This is a genomic window from Pseudomonas sp. EB271-G4-1 (genome assembly GCF_058791355.1).
Map to the genome: position 1 here is coordinate 37,786 of NZ_JBYTEO010000007.1, position 19,431 is coordinate 57,216.

A 19,431-nucleotide genomic window follows, 5' to 3' on the forward strand; every position below is an offset into this window, starting at 1 on the left:
GTCGGCTCTAAGGCCGCCTCGTTTTGGCTTTTGCCCCCTCAGAGGCAACGCGTACATCCAGACAATCCCCCGATCGCTGCGCGCCCTCAGGCAGACTTCAACGCAAACCGCGAAACCGGGCGACTCAGACCGTAATGCTCGCGTAGTGTGGTGCCCGTATAGTCCTCGCGAAACAGCCTGCGCTTGCGCAGGATCGGCAACACTTCATCGAGAAACACTTCAAAGCCCTCGGGAAATGCCGGCGGCATCACGTTGAAACCATCGGCGGCGCCGCTGCGGAACCACTGTTCGATCAGGTCGGCGATTTGCACCGGTGTGCCCACCGGCACCCAATGCCCGCGAGCACCGGCCAGGCGGTTGATCAGTTGGCGCAAGGTCGGTTGCTCGCGGTCGACTATATCGATGACCAGCTTGAAGCGACTCGCCTGGCTCTCACTGCCTTCAAAGTTGACCAAATGACGAGGGAAAGGCGCATCCAGATCCTGACCGGACAGGTCGACACCCAGCAGTCGGCGCAATTGGCCCAGTGCAACGTGCGGCAGTACCAGGTCGTTGAGTTCATCGAACTTGCGCTGGGCTTCCGCTTCGGTGCTGCCGATGTAGGGGCTGATACCCGGGAGAACTTTCAGCTGGCGCGGGTCGCGCCCCACTGCCCTCGCCCGCGCGCGGATATCGTTGGCGAATTCGGTCGCGCTTTGCAGGGTCTGGTGCGCGGTGAAGATCGCTTCGGCATGCCTTGATGCGAAATCACGGCCGTCCTCGGACGAGCCGGCCTGCACTTGCACGGGCCGTCCTTGCGGAGAGCGTGGTGAGTTAAATGGGCCCTTGACCTGGTAGTGCGTCCCCACGTGGTTGATCGAGTGCACTTTCGCACCGTTGGCGAACACCCCGGTGGCCTTGTCCAGCACCAGCGCATCGTCCTCCCAGCTGTCCCACAGGTCACCCACCACCTGCACGAACTCTTCGGCCTTGGCATAGCGGTCATGGGCCGACGGATGCTGGTCCAGGCCGAAGTTGGCGGCGGCGGCCGCCAGGGACGTGGTGACGATGTTCCAGCCGGCGCGGCCCTTGCTCAGGTGGTCCAGCGCACTGAACGAACGCGCCAGGTTGTAAGGCTCGCTGTAGGTGGTGCTGGCCGTGGCGATCAGGCCGATGCGTTGGGTCACCGCCGCGATGGCCGCCAGCCAGGTCACTGGTTCGAAACGTATGCGCACACCTTCGCGATCGCTTTCGGCCAGGGATGGCGAATCGGCAAAGAAGATCGCATCGAGCTTTTCCCGTTCCGCTCTCAGTGCAAGCTGTTGGTAGTGAGCGATGTCCATGGACGCTTCCGGCACCGACTGCGGGTGACGCCAGGCGGCTTCGTGATGACCATTGGGGTAGATGAAGAGGTTGAGGCTGAGCTGACGTTCGGACATTTCCTTTTTCCTACTATGAAAAGCCTGAGTAGATGAATCTGAAAAAACAGGACAGCACGCGACTCAATGCAGCTCTGCAAAGTCGCTCAGCACGTCATCGCGCAGGGCGATGAAACAGCTGTCACTGCGATTGCGTGGACGCGGCAGATCGACGTCGACGATGCGCCGGATGCGCCCTGGGTTGGGTTGCATCACGACCACCCGGTCGCCGAGGAATACCGCCTCGTCCACATCGTGGGTGACCAGGATCATGGTGATTTTTTCCTTGGCCCAGATGTTCTGCAGCTCGCCCTGCAGCCGCGCGCGGGTCAAGGCGTCGAGGGCGCCCAGTGGTTCATCCAGCAGCAGCACGCTCGGACGATTGACCAAGCCGCGGGCGATGGCCACGCGTTGGGCCATGCCGCCGGAAATCTGATGCGGGTAGGACTCGATGAAGTCTTGCAGGCCGACCAGTTCAATGTGCTCGCGCACGGTGTCGCGCTTCTGCCCGGCGCTCAGCGGTGAATTCTTGAGGCCCACGGCGACGTTCTGCTCGACGTTGAGCCAGGGGAACAATCGGTGGTCCTGAAACACGATGCCGCGCTCCAGGCCCGTGCCCTTGATGGGTGTGCCATCGAGCAGGATGCGCCCGTCGAATTCCTCGTCCAGGCCGAGGATCAGCCGCAGCAGCGTGGATTTGCCGCAACCGCTGGCGCCGACGATGCTGATGAACTCGCCAGGGGCGATGTCGAGGTGGATGTTGTCGAGTACCTGCAATTGCGTCGAACTGCCAGGTTTGGAGATGAACCGCTTGCTGATGTGTTCCAGGGTCAGGCCGTTGCTCATGTTGCGATCCTTTTCAATGTGGCAATCAGTTAGTCGTGATGCCATACAGGCGCTGCATCCGCCGCTCAAGTGTCCGGGCCAGGGCGTTGAGGCCCCATCCCACCAGGCCGATAACCACCATTCCAAACAGCACTAGGTCCATCATGAAATGCTCGCTGCCATCGATCAGCGTGTTGCCGATCCCCTCCCCCGATACCAGCAGGTATTCGGCGCCGATGGTTGCCAGCCAGCTGTAGACCAGCGCCAGGTAGAGCCCGGTGAAAATCGACGGCAAGGCAGCAGGCAGCATCACCCCGATAATGGTTTGCCAACGGGTGAAGCCGTACACCCGCGCCACTTCCAACAAGTTGGGTGGGACGTTGCGCAGCCCATCGCAAGTGTTGACCACCACCGGTACCAGTGCGGCCAGTGACAGGAACACCACCTTGGCCACATCGCCCAGGCCGAACCACACCGAGATCAGCGGGATCCAGGCGAACAGGGAGATTTGCTTGAAGGTGTTGAAGCTTGGCCCCACCAAGCGCTCGAAATGCCGCGAAAGACCCAGCAGGCAACCCAGTACCAAGCCCAGCGCGGTGCCGATGAAAAAGCCACTGAGGTTGCGCGCAAGGCTCGCCGAAATCGCCCGCCAGAATTTGTCCGAGGTGATTTGATCCCAGGCTGTCGCCGCGACTTTTTCCGGCGAAACGAACAGCCCCGATTCACTCCAGCCCTGGTTCGAAGCCAACCACCACAGGGCAATCACTGAGATTGGCAAGACCCAACCGCGATACCGGTGGCTACTGCTACCTGATGACAAAGCCGCACTCATGACTGACGCCCTCCAACCGTTGGCCGTCCGCGATCGAGGCGTTTCTGCGCGTAATCGAAACTGCGGTCGATCAGCAGGCCGAGCGCACCCACTATCACGACGGCCGCCATCACCAGGTCCAGTTGAAACAGCTGGCGCCCATAGACGATCAGGTAGCCCAGCCCTTCACTCGACGCCACCAATTCGACCACCACCAGCGACAGCCAGGCTTTGGTGAAGCCCAGGCGGAACCCGGTAAACAGTGTCGGGATTGCCGCCGGCAGGACGATGGAGGTGACGCTTTGCCGACGGCTGAAGCCGTAGGTCCGGCCGACTTCCAACAATCCTTTGGGCGCCTGGCGGAACGCCTGCAAGGTACACAGGGTGATTGGTACCAGGGCGGCCTTGGCTATCAGCACATACTTGAGCGTCTCGCCGATGCCGAACAGCAGCAAGGCGAACGGCAGCCAGCCCAATACTGGTATTTGCACCAGTGCGTTGAAGGTCGGCAGCAGATAATCCTCCAGCGTCCGGGACAGTCCCATGGCCAGGCCCAGCGCCACACCGAGCAAGGCGCCGAGACTGAACCCGACGACAACCCGCTGCAGGCTGGCCAATGCGTTGAGCCACAGATCCCCGCTGACAACCAGGTCCGACAGCGCCTGGTAAACGTAGGCTGGCGGTGGCAGCACCTGCTCCGAAAGCCAGCCGCGTTCCACCCCCAGGTACCACAAACCCAGCAACAGCAACGGCAACAGCCAGGGCAAGGCCTTGTCACCCAGGTTCACGGACCAGGCTGAAGTGCGCGGTACCTCGACCTTGCGGACCGGGCGAGCGGGCGACGGTGGAAGACGTTTGACGTTGTCGCTCGGCAATGCCGGCGCCCCATACTTCTCAAGTCTTGCGGTCTGTGCCCTGGCCATTTTCCTAGCTCCCTTGCTTGCTGGTCGTCGTGGCCGCTACCGCGTTACCCGCCGGTTGCTTGCCATCCGGGCCGTAGGGCGTCCAGTAGTTTTCCAGTCCCTTGGCCTTGAGGGATTTCTGCAGATAACTGCTTTCGAACCAGCCATCGATACTGACCGGGCGACGGATGAGTTTTTCTTCCTTGGCCTGATCCGCCACGGCCTGATAGCGGCTGATCAGAAAGTTGTCGATCAGAGGCGAGGCCCGGTCCCTGAGAGGAACCCCGGTGAAGTCGGCACGCAGTGAATCGGCGGGGTCATTGCTCTTGGCCCATTCAGCGAAGACGTCATCGCGATGGCTCTCGTCCGATGTCCACTTCGCCGCGTCCACCAGCGTGTCGACGACCTTTTGCACCTTGTCCGGATGCTCTTTTTCATATTCACCGCGAACCACCAGCGCCGTCTGCCGGGTGTAGCGCACGTCCTGCTGAGGATTGTCGTAAACGATGTCGATCAGACCCTTGTCACGCAGCTTGAACAACTCACGCCCACCGAATGCGGCATCTACGCCATTGGAAATCAATGCGGCCTGAGAGCTGCCGGTATCGAGGTTGATGGCCTTGATATCGCGCTCGGTCAGCCCGTGCTCCGCCAGCAGATTGATCATCACCAGATGACCGTTGGTGCCACGGAAGATCGCGACCTTTTTGCCTTTGAGGTCCTCGATGGTTTTGAGGGGGGAGCCCTTGGGCACTGCCAGGTAGAGGTTGGCGCGCACACCCAACGCCGCCAGCAACTTGGTGTCCAGTCCGTTGGAGCGCCCGACGACTGCAGGCAGATCGCCCTGGTAGGCGAAGTCCAGTTGCTGGTTGGAGAAGGCTTCGTTGACCGCAGGTCCTGCCCCCTTGAAGAAGAACCACTGCACTTCGGTCCCGGTTCCGGCGAAGGCTTTTTCCAGCAATTGTTGATTGCGCACGATGCCCAGAGGCGAGCCGCTGAAGGTCACCGGGTCACCGCCACCGGCCGTGGCGACACCGATGCGCAAGACATCGGCCTCGGCCCCGGAAACCGCAAGAACCGCAGCCAGCGCTGCAGCGATGCTGCCTTTTTTAAACAGGCGAATGCCATTGAGCTTCATGTCAGCCTTCCTTGTACCAATGAGAGTCGCTCGTCAGGCGGCGAGGTGTTTTTTGTCGGCTTCGGTTTTCGGCGAACGCGCCTCGGGGCTCGGCTTGAGCGCCTGGCTCAAGCGACCATCCACCCCGACCGGCACATCACCGTCGATGGTGGTGCGGCGCACGATGCGCGGGGCGTCGCCGTAATCGTTGATCGCGATGTGCTGGGTGGCGCGGTTGTCCCAGATCACCACATCGCCCTCCTGCCAGCGCCAGCGAACGGTGTTGTCGACATGGGTGATACGGTCGTGAAACAGGCGAATCAGTTGTTTGGAATCGTTGCTACTGACACCTTGAATTTGTTTAACAAAGTGCCCCAACAACAAACTTCTTTCACCCGACTCCGGATGGACTCGCACTAATGGATGTTCGGTTTCGTAGACTTCAGCAGTGAACTGTTCACGATAACGCTTGAGTCCCGACTCGTCGGTATTACGCGGCGCCGCGTAGTCATACACGTTGGTGTGCAATGCGCGAAGATTATCGGCCAATTGTTTTAACGGGTCGGGTAAATCAGCATAGGCTGCTGCAGTATTGGCCCATACCGTATCACCGCCAAAGGGCGGAATTACGACACCACGCAAGATGGAAATCTTCGGGTAGTTGGCCACGAAGGTCACATCGGTGTGCCAGGAATTGGCGCGGGTTTCCTTGGCGTGCAAATGCAGGATCGCAGCGCCTTGTTCAGCGGAACGCACGGTCGGGTGCGGGACCTGATCGCCGAAGCGGCGGGAAAAAGCCTCGTGCTCGGCGTCATCCAGATGTTGGTCGCGAAAGAACAGCACTTTATATTTCAACAGTGTCTGATTAATGAATTCGAATGCCTCGGCGCTGATGCCGCCCCCCAACTTCACCCCTTCCAGTTGTGCCCCAATTCGACCGGCGACCGGTTTGATTTGAATAGTCATCGAGCTACCTCCTGTCTCACGAGTTGTTGTGGAACAGATCATAAAGTCATAAAAGCAGCGATGACTAATCACAAATTATTCTAAAGATAGATTAAGTCCGATAGACCTTTCCCGTTATTAAATCCCGATAAAAGCTATAAGCCCCTTGTTATTAGCTAATAACTTTTTAGTAGCAACATAAAACATACGTGCCAAGTTGATGGTGTGTTTGGGGCTTACGTTGATGGGCTTGCCGGTGCTGGTTCCAGCCCGTACGTCAACGTAAGTCCCAACGTCGGCTACAAGGGGTATAACTGTCAGGACAGCAGGCGGGTCACCCCAGGCCCTCCAAAGGCAACGTTCGGGTCAGGCGCCCCTGATCGGCGCCGGCGGCGCGGAGCGATGTGATGTATTCCAGGGCATGGCGATGGGCTCGCAAGAGCCTTATTGGCGGCATCGAGCTGGCCTTGCTGGTCACGCCACTGTGCGCCAGCGCCATGTTCAAGTGCCAAGCCGGGGACGGAGTCATCAGCTACACCAGTCAAGCCATCGCCAGCGCCCGCTGCACTCGCGTCGATGGCATGGCTGGCGCCGGTGTCGGCGCCAAGCCCAAGGCCTTGCCACGGCTTGTGCAAGACGACGACTCCGGCGCGATGCGGATGCGGGTGTTCACTTTCATCCACAAGGGTGTTCGTCAATATGTGAGCCGGCGCCCGGTAGGCATTTCCGCGCGGGTCGATGTCCTTGAAGTCTATTACATCAAGGGTTGCTATCTGTGCAGGGCGCCGAAGGATTTCAAGGTCGCCTCACTGCGCCTGGACACCCGTTCCTATCGGCGGGAAATCGAAGCCGCTTCGGGTCAATATGGGGTCGACAGAGCGCTGGTCCGCGCGGTGATACATGCCGAATCGGCGTTTCGCCCCAACGCCATTTCCGAAGCGGGCGCCCAGGGGCTGATGCAATTGATGCCCGCCACCGCCGAGCGCTTCGCCGTGGACGATCCATTCGACGCCCGGCAGAACATTCGTGGCGGCGTGCGCTACCTGGCCTGGCTGCTCAAGCGTTTCAACGGCAACCAGATGCTGGCGTTGGCCGGTTACAACGCTGGCGAAGCGTCCGTGGTCGAGCACAACGGGGTGCCTCCCTACGCCGAGACGCAATCCTACGTCACCCTCGTGCAGTCCTTGACCGAACGCTATCGTAACAATCGCTAGCTATTCCCGGCCACCCGTTCGCTTATCCGTTAGTTTCCTTCTACATTAAAGAGGTGCACACGGAGCCAGCAGCGAATGAAGTCCTTGAAGTACTATGACAAAAATCGACACGCCACATGGTTAGAGTTGTTTTTTGACCTGATTTTTGTTGTGGCAATTGGCAAGGTTACGCACATTCTCGGTCATGTTCATCACGGGCACTTTGAGCCTGAGCAAGTATGGACGTTTTTACTGCTTTTTGTTCCATTTTGGTGGATCTGGTCTAGTCACACGATTTACGCCAACAGGTTTGATACAGACAGTAACCCTCACCGCCTGGCAACATTGTTTATGATGTTGCTGCTCATTGTGCTCTCTGCACTGATTGAGAAAATACCAGAAGTAAACTATCCGCTTGTTATGGCCTGTTATTTTGGTATACGTGTGATCATCAGCATTTTGTACATATCGTCCAGAAGAAAACACGATGACCGTGGCAAATTCTCCGCCAGGCTTGGCTTCGCCCTGTTAGTCAGCGCAGTTATTAGTCTTTCATCCATTCTTTTTGACCCACCCATGCGTTACCTTGTTGCTTACCTTGGAATTTTTCTTGACATTCTCTTGCCTGTAATTGTCGGGAGCAACCTAAAGCCATTGCCAGCACATACAGAACACTTGGTTGAACGACTGGGCTTGCTCACCCTCATCTTATTGGGCGAGTCAGTCATTAGCCTTTCTGCAGGGTTATCCAACATTGAATGGGATCGTTATACCGTAATGACGGCAATCACCGGATTTATCATGGTTTGCAGTATCTGGTGGATCTATTTTGAAAGATTTTACCTGCTGAGCAACAAAGAAAGCAGTATGAGTGGGCACTCCCTGATCTACTCGCACCTTTTTCTGTTTATGGGGCTCACTCCTCGCCAATTTGATCAGGCATGCGATCCTGAATGACATTGCGATACGCGATTTCCAGATTATGTCAATCATCGGCATGGCCTTGTTTTTCCTAGGCAAGCAATATGGCTATTTCGTAGCCGTGCCCAAAATAAGGAAATACATAATACAAAACACCTTGATCGTGTTGTCTTTGGGTGGGCTGGTTATATTCCTGCCCCGCGTCCAGTACATATTGGTCGGCCTGACAGCCACCATGATCTGTTATGTTTTCCTGAATTTCAGATATCGTGGAATGTTTATCAGGCCATAGGTAGGCCGGTACCTTCGGCAATCTGAGCGAACGACAGGTCTTTGGCTGGCTGGAGCTATCACGACAGGTGGTGGCAAACCCATAATGAGCATCGTGCCTTCATGGCCTGAGGAGTCTATGGCCAGGCACTGTATGTTGATCCGAAGGCCGAGGTCGTGATAGCGCGGTTCGCCAGCCATCCCGCCGCCGCCAACGTGGCTAACGATGCGACTTCCTTGCCGGCCCATGATGCTGTTGCCAAGTAGTTGATGAGCCAGTAACGCCAAGTTGATGGCTCTGATTTGATTCTGAACCCGGGCTGCCAGGCCGTCGCTATCGACTCGATTAGTACCTCCAAAAGACTGGTGTGAGCAGCACCAGCACCGTCAGAATCTCCAGCCTTCCCAAGAGCATGCCGACCGTCAGCAGCCATTTTGCCGCATCCGGCAAGGTCGAGAAGTTGCCTGCTGGACCAATGATCGTCCCCAGGCCGGGACCCACGTTGCAAACTGCGGTGGCAGCACCGCTTAAGGCTGTCGTCCAGTCAAGACCGATCAGCGCCAACCCCAGGGCAATGCCACCGATGGTGATGGTGAAAAAGAATGAAAAGGTCAGCAGCGAACGTGCGATGTCTTCGTCAATGGGATGGCCGTTGTATTTTTTTCGAATCACCGCACGAGGATGAATCAGTTGTTTCAGGCTGCCCATCAGCAAGGAGGAGGCGACCTGAAAGCGGAATATTTTAAGCCCTCCCGCCGTAGACCCCGAGCATCCGCCGACGAAGGTCAAATAGAAAAACAGCAGAACAGAAAAGCTGCCCCATAAGGTGTAGTCCCCGAGGGCTAACCCCGTGGTCGTGACCACCGAGGTTACATTGACGGCCACGATACGAAACGCTTCCCACCAGCTGTAGTCGCTGTTAATGCACAACCACGTACCAAATAGCAGCCAGGTAATCACTAGAAATCCAATGAACCCTCGCACCTGATGGTCTTTTAATAATGCACTTTTGTTGCCCCGCAGTGTGGCGACATACAAGGTGAAAGGCAGGCTGCCCACTATCATGACGACCACGGATACCCAATGAATAGCCGGTTGAGGCCAGTGCGCCAGGGAGGCATCCGAGGTTGAAAAGCCGCCCGTTGAAATAAATGACATTGCATGATTGATCGCTTCGAAAGGTGTCATTCCCGCGACCCATAGCGCCAGAGCGGACACCCCGGTCAGCCCGAGGTAGAGCAACAGGATATATTTCGCCGCGACGTGAGAGCGTGGTGTGACTTTCTCTGACCAGTCTGAAGATTCTGTCTGGAACAAACGCATGCCGCCGACTCGCAACAAAGGCAAAATCGCCACGGCCATGCCGATAAAACCAATTCCGCCGAGCCAGTGCAGCATCGAGCGCCAAATCAGCAATCCTGGTGAGGCGGTATCCAGCCCCGTCAAAATCGTCGAGCCGGTGGTGGTGATGCCGGACATCGTTTCAAAAAATGCATCGGTATAGCTGATGTGATGGATGAGCACCATCGGCAAAGCCGCAAAGGTGGTGCAGACGACAACCCAACTGGCCGTGGTCAACAGGTACATGTCTCGTGGACGAAGTTGGGCAACCTCTGGACGCCCGCGAATAATCAGCGCCAGCCCACAGACGAACGTGATCAGGCTCGACCAGAGAAACGCCGACAGATCATCACTGCGGTCATAAACCACCAGTGTAAACATGGGAATCACCATGCTCACGGCCAGCGTGATCAAAAAAATACCCAGGATAAATCCGATAAGACGCAGTACTGCAATGGACATAAAAAACGCCTGGCTGATGAGCGCCGCACAGTATCAATTGAGTCAACAGGGCTAGCCGTAAAGTTTACGTAAAATTCCCCGGCGGAGCTGAGTCTAGCTGATCGGCATCAGCCATTTGCGCCAACGCTGGGCAATTCAATGCCCCTCGGAAATGACTGTATAGGCCGACACGATCGCTGATATGTTTGCCGCGCGCAGAAAAAGCACTGCATAGGTATCTGGCTGGAGACATTCAGTTTTCAGGCACCGGGATTTTATCAAAAGCTGGGCTACTGCGAATTTGGGCGCCTGACGGATTATCCGCCGGGACATACCCGAATGTTCTACCACAAGCTGTTGTGCTGACGGCACATTGAACCTTGAGCCGATTGCTGCACTTGATACCGGGTAGCTATCAATTATGGGGCGCTCGTATTCGATGACCGCCCTTCGGCCCTTCGTGGCAGGCAGCAATCGGCCAGGAGCGAACTCTATGATTTGAGTCTCGAACCTTTCTGGTCTCTGCATGTTTATGGAGGCTGCCTTGCCAGCGAAGGTGATGAGCAGGCCAACTCGTTCGCCAAAATGCTGTTCACTGGACTGGTCGCAAATCCACCCTCTCCGTTTACCTCAACGCTGGTAAAAAACGAGCAAACACACTCACCCTCAAATGGGCAAACTCAAACTCTTTCCTACGAATGGTCAGCTCCAAGCACGACACGAAAAATGTTGTTTACCATCACTACTGCCACATCTGAATCCGCACAATTTCAAGTGCTGGGTTCAGCAACAATCATCAGCCAATAGAAGCAACCACTGCGGTCAAAAGATTGCACAGCAACGACAAGCAGCAGTTATCCATTTTAGCCACTGCTGACCGGCGCAATCGACCAGAAGTAGTCGTTTGAGTGGTGATAAAAATCTGGCCCCTAACCCCTGTGACTCTATTCCTTGGACTCGCTTACGAATTACGACCAGGCAGCATGCCTTTCAACACCTCGTCTTTTTCAACGAAGTGATGCTTGAGCGCCACGATGACGTGCCCTCCCACCAAGGCTCCGCATAGCCAAGCAACATAGGTATGAATCGATTTTGCCAAGCCATAAAGCGATTGGTCAGGATCGACCATAGGCGGTAACTGAAAAAGTCCGGCCACGAGGATGGGTTTATCTGCCACAGAGCTCCAATACCAGCCAGAGAGTGGTAGGCCGATTAGCGCAATTGCGTAAAGCATAAAGTGACCAAAGAAAGCCCCACGCTTCATTAGCGGGCTCATCGCCGCGGGCAATGCCGGCGCGGGGTGAGTGATCCTCCATGCGATACGCACAACAATCAAAAACAGCAACGTACTCGCCATCGCTTTGTGCAGGAATGTCAGCTCATGATGCGTATTAAACTCATCACGCCAGTGAGTGGCCAGGATTCCAATGAACCAGGCACCGATCCAGAGCAACGCCATCCCCCAATGCAGCCACTTCGCAGTACTGGTGTAACTCTCTGCTTTTGCCATCCTGTGTGCCTTTTCAGTTCAATCGTGAATGAATTATTACCTCGATAAGTTATCGAAAAAAAATGACAATTACTGCTTATAAGAATCGAATAGCTCGATACATTCCAATCAGAACCTCCCCGGCTACCAAGCTTTCCCACTCCAAAAGAGAAGGTCAGCAATGGGTCGCTTTCAGCCCCTAGTGACAGGCAGAAATCGCCAATAGCAGCCACTCGCAGTAGGAATACCATGTCTATCATGCCCGCATCTCGGGTGAGCACATGACCAAGCTAACTGCCGAACTTCACTTCGTGATTATCGGAGACCGCATATCTGCAATACCTGTCCTTTTTCGTGCGTCGTACCAATCGCTCATCTTGAAAAAAACCAAACTGACTTGCAGAAACTTCACCGCGCCAACAAGTAGATACCTCTGCAAACCGCCAGTCGGAAATGTTGGCGAAATTAAGCGGATAACGCGTGATGAGAGCCATTTGAGCCAAAAAAACGGCCTGTCTACGAAGCCCGAGAGCGCAATGTTCTCAAGTCTGTACGACCTTTCGACAGTTTCACTCGCAACGGGGTTATTTGGAGCGATGGTTCCGAATCTGAGGTGGACGCGGTAATTTGGTGCACCGGTTTCAGGTCAGCCCTACAGCATCTTGAATCACTGGGGCTGGTTAACGCCGAGGGCCGCGTTGAGGTCGAAGGCACCCACTCGACCGAAGAGCCAAGGTTGTGGTTGGTTGGTTACGGTGAGTGGACAGGTTCGGCGTCCGCCACACTGATCGGTGTGACACGAACAGCACGAAGCACTGTCAATGAGATCGTAGCCTTTCTCGCCGGTCAGTCCGCCTGAGGCGGACTGCAATCGGCCTTGGTGTATACCGCTGACTGTTGCGGAGAGCCTTGCCTGACATCTTCCGCAGAAGCGTAAAGTTGGACACTGACCATGCAGTCGTTTATGCGCTGAAGCAGGATATCCTTCAGCAGTCCTTGGTTTTTGGCTGGACAGTTGCTGCCCTCTTTCACCATCCAGGATGCTCGCTTCTCATCGCGGCTAATCAGGCTGCCAAACTCCACCGTGCAATCCCCCCAGAAAGTCGAAGTGACGGTAGCGCTGAAGCATCTCCCTGGTTACTGCGCCACTCTCCTATAAACCATGTCCCCACCGCATCCTGTTTGACGGTTTCATATCGCCTCGGCATGCTTCGGCAGCCCGATAGAAATCAATGCAGCGAGCAGAACGAATGCGCTCGATATCCACAAGCATGCTTCCAGCCCATACACCTGATAAACCCAGCCGGACAGCACCGTGCCTATCAGCCGCCCCATGGCGTTGGACATGTAATAAAACCCCACGTCCAGCGACACGCCGTCTTCCTTGGCGTAAGAGACAATCAGGTAGCTGTGCAGCGACGAATTCACCGCGAACAGCGCGCCAAAGACCATTAATCCGCCGAGTAATACCTCCTGCTGTGACACCCCGGTGTTTAGCCCGAGAGCAATGGCCGCAGGCATTCCCGCCAATGCAAGTGCCCACAGGAACGCCGCACGACCATCCGGTACGTGCCCTCGTTTCTTGCCGGTGATGTTGGGCGCGAAGGATTGCACAATGCCGTAGCCAATCACCCAGGCCGCGAGGAATCCGCCAACCTCCCAGAAGTCCCAGCCGAAAACGCTGCTCAGGTAAACCGGCAAGGCCACCACGAACCAAACGTCGCGGGCGCCAAACAGAAACATCCGTGCTGCCGAAAGAATATTGATCGCCCGGCTCTTGGACAGGATGTCGCGAAACTTAGGCTTGGCTTTCGCTTTGCCCAGGTCCTTCTTCAACAGGATCAAGCTGCTGATCCAAATCAGCGCCAAGACACCCGCCATGGCCAGCAAGGCACCTTTGAAGCCGATGAGTGCCAACAAGGCTCCGCCCAGAAAGAAACCCACACCCTTGAGTGCGTTCTTCGAGCCGGTGAGAATCGCCACCCACTTGTAGAGCTTGCCCTGCTGCCCATCAGGAACCAGAAGCTTGATGGAGCTTTTGGCACTCATCTTATTCAGGTCTTTGGCGATCCCCGACAACGCCTGAGCGCCCATCACCCAGGGGATGGTTAGGCAGGCCGAGGGCACTGTCAGCATCAGCAGCGCCGCGACCTGTATGCCCAGCCCGATGTTCATGGTTCGGTTCAGACCCAGCCGAGCACCGAGATAGCCGCCCACAAGATTGGTGATTACGCCAAAGAGTTCGTAGAACAGGAACAACGCCGCGATTTGCAGTGGGCTGTAGCCCAACGCGTGAAAGTGCAGCACCACCAACATGCGCAAAGCGCCGTCGGTGAGGGTGAAGGCCCAGTAGTTGCCCGTCACGAGCAGATACTGCCGCACTTCCGGAGCGAGGGCTGACAACGCTTTCATGATCGCTCCTCAGACTGCCAGGCCGACCATTTTGGCCAGTTCGACGGTACGGTTGGCATAGCCCCATTCGTTGTCGTACCAGGCGTAAAGTTTGACCTGAGTGCCGTTGATGACCATGGTCGAGAGCGCATCAATGATCGATGAACGCGGGTCGGTACGGTAGTCAATGGACACCAATGGACGCTCCTCGAAACCGAGGATGCCTTTCAGCTCTTTCTCGGAAGCGTCCTTGAGAAGTTGGTTCACCTCTTCGACCGTGGTGGCTTGCTCTACTTCAAAGACACAGTCAGTCAGCGAGGCGTTGGCCAGCGGTACGCGTACAGCGTGACCATTCAGGCGTCCGCGCAGCTCCGGGAAGATTTCGGCGATGGCAGTGGCCGAGCCGGTACTGGTTGGGATCAGGCTCATGCCGGAAGCACGCGCACGGCGCAGATCCTTGTGCGGCTGATCGAGAATGCTCTGGGTGTTGGTCAGGTCGTGGATGGTGGTGATCGAACCGTGGCGAATGCCCAGCTTCTCGTGGATCACTTTCACCACTGGCGCCAGACAGTTGGTGGTGCACGAAGCGGCGGTGACGATGCGATGCTCAGCCGGGTTGAACAGCTGATGGTTGACGCCCATGACGATGTTCAATGCGCCTTTTTCCTTCACCGGAGCGCAGACCACCACACGTTTAACGCCCTGATCCAGGTAGGCCTGCAACAACTCCACAGTTTTCATCTTGCCGCTGGCCTCGATCACCAGATCGCAACCCGACCAGTCGGTGTCGCCAATCGCTTTGTTCGCGGTCACCTTGATGCGCTTGCCGCCGATCACTACCTGATCGCCCTCTGCGCTGGCTTCGCTGTGCCAACGACCGTGCACAGAGTCGAAGTTGATCAGGTGCGCATGGGTTACTGCATCGCCTGCCGGATCGTTGATCTGCACGAATTCAAACTCCGGCCAGCTCCAGGCGGCTCGCAGCGCGAGGCGACCGATCCGACCAAAACCATTGATGCCAACTTTGATAGTCATGTTTTTGTGCTCTGTATCTGTTGTCAGAGGGAGTTCGACTGGGTGTCGAACTGACCGATGTATTCAATGTGGGCAGGATGCTGAATGGCGCGTGGACGCAACGACTGGACATCGCGGATGGCATCACTAAATGGCACACCGCTCTCGATCAATAACTGAGCGGCGACCAAGCCCGTACGACCCGAGCCGCCCTTGCAATGGATAGCAATCGTGTTCCCTTCGGTCAGCAGCTGCTGGAGTCGCGGATGATGCTGTTCCCATGCGGCTTTGAATGCTTCGCCAGGCGCTTGATCGTCTTCTATTGGCAGGTGAAACCACTCGATGCCGAGCATTTGGCACTCTTCGGGCAGCAGGTCGATCTCGTTCTGGAGCAACTCCTCGGTCGGCATCAGCGTCAGCAACGCCGATGTGCCTGCGTCCTTGAGGGTTTGCAACGCCTCGAAAGGCTTGGTGCCCTTTGTGCCGGGGCACGGGGTGAAGATCAATTGGCCATTGAACTGTGCCAGAGGCAGTACGGAATAAGGGTGTTGTGACAAGGTGAAAAATCCTCAGATGGAGCGCTGATTAACACGTTTCATGAGTGCTTCCGCTGACTCTTTGCGCTCGGAATAACGATCAACCAGATAGTCCTGGCGGTCACGAAGCAGCAGCGTGAATTTCACCAACTCTTCCATCACATCGACGACACGGTCGTAGAACGGAGAAGGTTTCATCCGGCCGTGATCATCGAACTCCATATAGGCCTTCGGCACAGAGGATTGGTTGGGGATGGTGAACATGCGCATCCAACGTCCCAGCACTCTCAGCTGATTGACCACGTTGAACGACTGCGAGCCACCGCATACCTGCATGACCGCAAGGGTTTTGCCCTGGGTCGGGCGTACCGCGCCCATGGCCAGTGGCACCCAGTCGATCTGTGCCTTGAACACTGCGCTCATGGAGCCGTGACGTTCAGGAGAGCACCAGACCTGCCCCTCGGACCACAGCATCAGCTCGCGCAGTTCTTTCACACGGGGGTGATCGTCAGGGGCGTCATCTGGCAGCGGCAAACCTGACGGATTGAAGATTCGCGTCTCCGCGCCGAAGTGCTCCAGCAGTCGAGCGGCTTCCTCCACCAACAGACGGCTGAAGGAGCGCTCACGGGTCGACCCGTACAGCAGCAAAATGCGCGGCTTATGGATGGAGGTCTTTTCGATGCCGAGCTTGTCTGTCGAGGGGAGATCAACCAGTTCGGTTTCGAGTTGGGGGATAGGGTCATCAAACATAGTCTTTGTCCTGCGCAATGGTGCTCTTGGAGTCATCGAACCAGCGGCGTTTCAACCAGAGGGCCACACCGACCAGGGAAATCAGCACTGGCACTTCCACCAACGGGCCAATCACCGTGGCGAAGGCGACCGGGGAAGCCAAGCCGAAGGTGGCAATAGCCACGGCAATCGCCAGTTCGAAGTTGTTGCTCGCGGCTGTAAACGCCAGTGCGGTGGTACGTGGGTAATCAGCCTTGAGCAGCCTGCCCATCCAGAAGCTGATGAAAAACATCACCACGAAGTAAATCGTCAGAGGGACCGCGATACGCAATACATCCAGCGGCAATTGCAGCACCACATCACCCTTGAGGCTGAACATGGCCACGATGGTCAACAACAGTGCCACCAGTGTCAGCGGGCTGATCTTTGGAATGAAGCGCTCCTGAAACCAAGCTTCACCTTTACGGGCAATGAGGATCCTGCGGGTCAGGAAGCCTGCCAGGAACGGCACACCCAGGTAGATCAGGACCGACTCGGCAATGCTGACAAAGCTGGTCTCAATCACACTGCCTTCCAACCCAAACAGCGGCGGCAGAAGACCAAGGAAGACCCAGGCATACACACTGAAAAACAGGATCTGGAAGATGCTGTTGAACGCTACCAGCCCGGCGACGTACTGGTTGTTGCCTCCCGCGATCTGATTCCAGACCAGCACCATCGCGATGCAACGAGCCAACCCGATCAGGATCAGGCCCGTCATATATTCCGGTTGGTCTCGAAGGAAAATGATCGCCAGCGCGAACATCAACACCGGGCCGATGACCCAGTTCTGGACCAAAGACAAAACGAGGATGCGCTTGTCCTTGAAGACTTCCGGCAGTTCCTCATAACGAACCTTTGCCAGAGGCGGATACATCATCACCATCAAGCCGATAGCGATGGGGATGTTGGTTGAGCCCACAGAAAGACTGTTAAGCCACTGCGGCCAGCCTTCGAACAGGCTCCCCAAACCGATGCCCAAGGCCATGGCGAGAAAAATCCACAGGGTCAGGTATCGGTCCAGGAAGGAAAGGCGGCTTTTACTCATGATCATTGCTCCTGTGGTTACAACGTGCCAATCAGGGCCAGCTCTGCCTTGAGCTGTTCGGCACTCAGTTGGGAAAGCGGTAATGCCAGGAAGGCTTCAATACGGGTTTTAGGCTATTGGCAGTGCAGAGGAACAGGATTTTCATCGAGTGATCTCGTGGTCGAAGGCGGAATCAGGCGATTTTGCTTTCACAGCACACGGCTGCCCGTTCAGGACGGTCACCCATTTCATCAAGGCGTTTGGCATCAGGGCTCAACCAGTGCTTGTTGCTTTCCAGCACGGTGGTCAGTACTTGATGAACCCAATCAGGGAGATTCGGGTGCAGTCGGTAATACACCCATTGGCCTTGCCGACGGTCCGACAACAGGCCGCAAGTACGCAGCTGCGCCAGGTGCCTGGAGATTTTTGGCTGACTCTCGTTCAACGCGCAGGTCAGCTCGCAAACACATAGCTCTCCTTCACGGGTGATGAGCATCATCGTGCGGACCCGAGTGTCGTCGGCCAGGCATTTGAAAACAGTGGTCGGTGTCAGATGGTCAGCCATATCGTTTCTCAGTGTTTGTTTTTGACCAAGACGAACATCTTGATGCGCTCATGAATTTCGTGAAGGGTGTGACGGAAGGCATCGGGCTTGGTGCTGGTGACCGGGTCTTCAAAACTCCAGGCCAATGACTCCCCCGCTCCAGGTAAAGACAGGCATTGCGCTGCGGCTTTATCACACAAGGTGATGACGTAATCGAAACGCTCACCACCGAACTCGTCTATCGACTTGCTACGTAATCCTTCGGTGCTCACGCCGATGTGTGAAAGCGCCTCGAAGGTGCGCGGATCTACCTGAGTTGGAGTTGTACCGGCGCTGAACGCCTCGAAATGCTCCGAATCGGTATGCCTCAGCAACGCTTGGGCCAACTGGGAGCGTGCAGCGTTGGCAGTACAGACGAACAGGACACGGGCTTTGCGGGTCATTGTGAAGTCTCAGCTCATATGCGGCTTAACGAATATATGTTTTCCCGTATACAAGGTAAAGAGCCAACGACCCATTAATCCATCAAAACGATAAGACTCCGCCATGCACCTTCAATGAAAGCTGCGTATTACGGCGCTAGCCAGCCTTCCGTGCCTCTACAAATATCTGCGGTGGTGTATATATGGTTTCTGCAATGAATCAGTCACTCACGCAGAAACAGGTCGCTCCTTGGTTCAAGGACTACCTGGACGTGCAAAAGAAAATAAGAAGGTCGCCCTTAACCCGCCCCGGTCATCGAGGGCGGGTTCAGTTGCTGCGCACTAGGCCTTGCAACACCCCGGCGAGGTACAAGGCGCGGCCTCAAGGATTGTCTCTCCGGTGCCACAACAAGACGTCTGACTTGCCGAGGCCTTCAAGCGATCATCGACTTCATCGAAATCCGAGTTGCAAATGCCCGTTTCCGGAAGGATCAGCTCAACCCTTTTGGCCGCATCCCAATCACCCGCCAGCGCCGCGACGACAGAGCGAACTTGCTCATACCCGGTCATCAACAAGAACGTAGGCGCCCGACCATAGCTCTTCATCCCAACGATGAACAAACCTTCCTCAGGATGGGCAAGTTCTATCGCGCCATGAGGCCTGACCGTACCGCAGCTGTGCGCGTTGGGATCGATCATTGGAGCGAGCAACACTGCGCTTTGAGTTGCGGGATCAAGTGCAATACGCAACTCGGCGAGCAGGCTCATGTCAGGTCGGAATCCAGTCGCCACAATGATTTGGTCCACAGGTGGAAGTATCTGGTCTCCGGCCCTCACAACCAACCCTTGACCACTGCCTACAACCTGATCGATAGCGACGTTTTTGAACAGCTCGATCACGCCGTCATTCAGCAATTGGCGAATCTTCAGGCCGAGCTTTCCGCGCTCTTCCAATTGATCATTCGCCCCCCCCCCCCCAGAATGCGCTCAAGAGAATTACCCCGGATCGCCCAGAGCACTCTGGTTTGCGGTGCCTCCTGAATCAGACGCACCAGATCCTGTAGGGCGTTAAACGC

Annotated in this window: 19 protein-coding genes and 2 pseudogenes; 5 read left to right on the forward strand and 16 right to left on the reverse strand. The window is 56.3% G+C overall.

Annotated elements, in window-relative coordinates; all coding sequences use genetic code 11:
- Positions 1-86: 86 nt before the first annotated feature.
- From AC3WWR_RS05455 to AC3WWR_RS05480, 6 genes are all read right to left on the reverse strand, one after another.
- Complete coding sequence (locus AC3WWR_RS05455; RefSeq protein WP_151141458.1) at positions 87-1,418, reverse strand: LLM class flavin-dependent oxidoreductase; 1,332 nt, start codon at positions 1,416-1,418, stop codon at positions 87-89.
- Between the two features lie 63 nt (positions 1,419-1,481).
- On the reverse strand, positions 1,482-2,243 hold the full coding sequence (locus AC3WWR_RS05460; RefSeq protein WP_492598545.1) for an ABC transporter ATP-binding protein: 762 nt from the start codon (positions 2,241-2,243) through the stop codon (positions 1,482-1,484).
- Positions 2,244-2,268: 25 nt separating this feature from the next.
- Positions 2,269-3,054 carry an ABC transporter permease gene (locus AC3WWR_RS05465; RefSeq protein WP_020799240.1) on the reverse strand — a complete coding sequence of 262 codons (786 nt, stop codon included), beginning with the start codon at positions 3,052-3,054 and terminating at the stop codon, positions 2,269-2,271.
- Positions 3,051-3,956 (reverse strand): ABC transporter permease, encoded by a 906-nt coding sequence (locus tag AC3WWR_RS05470; protein ID WP_454866527.1) that lies wholly within the window; start codon positions 3,954-3,956, stop codon positions 3,051-3,053. Before AC3WWR_RS05470 ends, AC3WWR_RS05465 begins: the two co-directional genes overlap by 4 nt.
- Positions 3,957-3,960: 4 nt before the next feature.
- The gene (locus AC3WWR_RS05475) at positions 3,961-5,073 is read right to left on the reverse strand and encodes an ABC transporter substrate-binding protein (RefSeq protein ID WP_492598546.1); all 1,113 of its coding nucleotides are present in this window, start codon (positions 5,071-5,073) and stop codon (positions 3,961-3,963) included.
- Between the two features lie 33 nt (positions 5,074-5,106).
- Positions 5,107-6,018, reverse strand: a complete 912-nt coding sequence (locus AC3WWR_RS05480) for a TauD/TfdA dioxygenase family protein (RefSeq protein WP_492598547.1) — start codon at positions 6,016-6,018, stop codon at positions 5,107-5,109.
- Between the two features lie 386 nt (positions 6,019-6,404).
- On the opposite strand from AC3WWR_RS05480, the gene AC3WWR_RS05485 reads away from it, so the two are divergent.
- Positions 6,405-7,211: a lytic transglycosylase domain-containing protein gene (locus tag AC3WWR_RS05485; protein WP_151141450.1), complete on the forward strand. Its 807-nt coding sequence runs from the start codon at positions 6,405-6,407 to the stop codon at positions 7,209-7,211.
- Between the two features lie 75 nt (positions 7,212-7,286).
- A complete protein-coding gene (locus AC3WWR_RS05490) occupies positions 7,287-8,147 on the forward strand; it encodes a low temperature requirement protein A (RefSeq protein WP_231989906.1) in 861 nt (286 codons plus the stop codon).
- A 580-nt stretch (positions 8,148-8,727) separates the two neighbouring features.
- Here AC3WWR_RS05490 and AC3WWR_RS05495 read toward each other — a convergent pair.
- On the reverse strand, positions 8,728-10,185 hold the full coding sequence (locus AC3WWR_RS05495; RefSeq protein ID WP_492598548.1) for a TrkH family potassium uptake protein: 1,458 nt from the start codon (positions 10,183-10,185) through the stop codon (positions 8,728-8,730).
- Between the two features lie 192 nt (positions 10,186-10,377).
- On the opposite strand from AC3WWR_RS05495, the pseudogene AC3WWR_RS05500 reads away from it, so the two are divergent.
- Together AC3WWR_RS05500 and AC3WWR_RS05505 are read left to right on the forward strand one after the other, a co-directional pair.
- Positions 10,378-10,530: pseudogene (locus tag AC3WWR_RS05500) on the forward strand (N-acetyltransferase); the annotation flags it as partial.
- A 132-nt stretch (positions 10,531-10,662) separates the two neighbouring features.
- Positions 10,663-10,971 (forward strand): NMCC_0638 family (lipo)protein, encoded by a 309-nt coding sequence (locus AC3WWR_RS05505; RefSeq protein ID WP_492598549.1) that lies wholly within the window; start codon positions 10,663-10,665, stop codon positions 10,969-10,971.
- Between the two features lie 154 nt (positions 10,972-11,125).
- On the opposite strand, the gene AC3WWR_RS05510 is transcribed toward AC3WWR_RS05505, so the two are convergent.
- Positions 11,126-11,674, reverse strand: a complete 549-nt coding sequence (locus AC3WWR_RS05510) for a cytochrome b (protein WP_020799263.1) — start codon at positions 11,672-11,674, stop codon at positions 11,126-11,128.
- A gap of 490 nt (positions 11,675-12,164) precedes the next feature.
- On the opposite strand from AC3WWR_RS05510, the pseudogene AC3WWR_RS05515 reads away from it, so the two are divergent.
- Positions 12,165-12,512: pseudogene (locus AC3WWR_RS05515) on the forward strand (FAD-dependent oxidoreductase); the annotation flags it as partial.
- A gap of 332 nt (positions 12,513-12,844) precedes the next feature.
- On the opposite strand, the gene arsJ reads toward AC3WWR_RS05515, so the two are convergent.
- The 8 genes from arsJ to AC3WWR_RS05555 form a co-directional block, all read right to left on the reverse strand.
- A complete protein-coding gene (gene arsJ / locus AC3WWR_RS05520; protein ID WP_454866525.1) occupies positions 12,845-14,065 on the reverse strand; it encodes an organoarsenical effux MFS transporter ArsJ in 1,221 nt (406 codons plus the stop codon).
- A gap of 9 nt (positions 14,066-14,074) precedes the next feature.
- A complete protein-coding gene (locus tag AC3WWR_RS05525) occupies positions 14,075-15,079 on the reverse strand; it encodes an ArsJ-associated glyceraldehyde-3-phosphate dehydrogenase (RefSeq protein ID WP_454866524.1) in 1,005 nt (334 codons plus the stop codon).
- A gap of 23 nt (positions 15,080-15,102) precedes the next feature.
- Positions 15,103-15,615 carry a phosphatase domain-containing putative toxin gene (locus tag AC3WWR_RS05530; protein WP_020799267.1) on the reverse strand — a complete coding sequence of 171 codons (513 nt, stop codon included), beginning with the start codon at positions 15,613-15,615 and terminating at the stop codon, positions 15,103-15,105.
- Between the two features lie 12 nt (positions 15,616-15,627).
- Positions 15,628-16,344 carry an arsenical resistance protein ArsH gene (arsH, locus tag AC3WWR_RS05535; RefSeq protein WP_020799268.1) on the reverse strand — a complete coding sequence of 239 codons (717 nt, stop codon included), beginning with the start codon at positions 16,342-16,344 and terminating at the stop codon, positions 15,628-15,630.
- Entirely contained in the window at positions 16,337-17,410 is a 1,074-nt protein-coding gene (gene arsB, locus AC3WWR_RS05540; RefSeq protein WP_432669314.1) for an ACR3 family arsenite efflux transporter, read from the reverse strand. Before arsB ends, arsH begins: the two co-directional genes overlap by 8 nt.
- A 172-nt stretch (positions 17,411-17,582) precedes the next feature.
- Positions 17,583-17,954, reverse strand: coding sequence for a metalloregulator ArsR/SmtB family transcription factor (locus AC3WWR_RS05545; protein ID WP_010455862.1), 372 nt, complete (start codon positions 17,952-17,954; stop codon positions 17,583-17,585).
- 8 nt (positions 17,955-17,962) lie between these two features.
- A complete protein-coding gene (locus tag AC3WWR_RS05550; protein WP_168757616.1) occupies positions 17,963-18,376 on the reverse strand; it encodes an arsenate reductase ArsC in 414 nt (137 codons plus the stop codon).
- A 321-nt stretch (positions 18,377-18,697) separates the two neighbouring features.
- Entirely contained in the window at positions 18,698-19,309 is a 612-nt protein-coding gene (locus AC3WWR_RS05555; RefSeq protein ID WP_432669313.1) for an NAD(P)/FAD-dependent oxidoreductase, read from the reverse strand.
- Positions 19,310-19,431 lie beyond the last annotated feature (122 nt).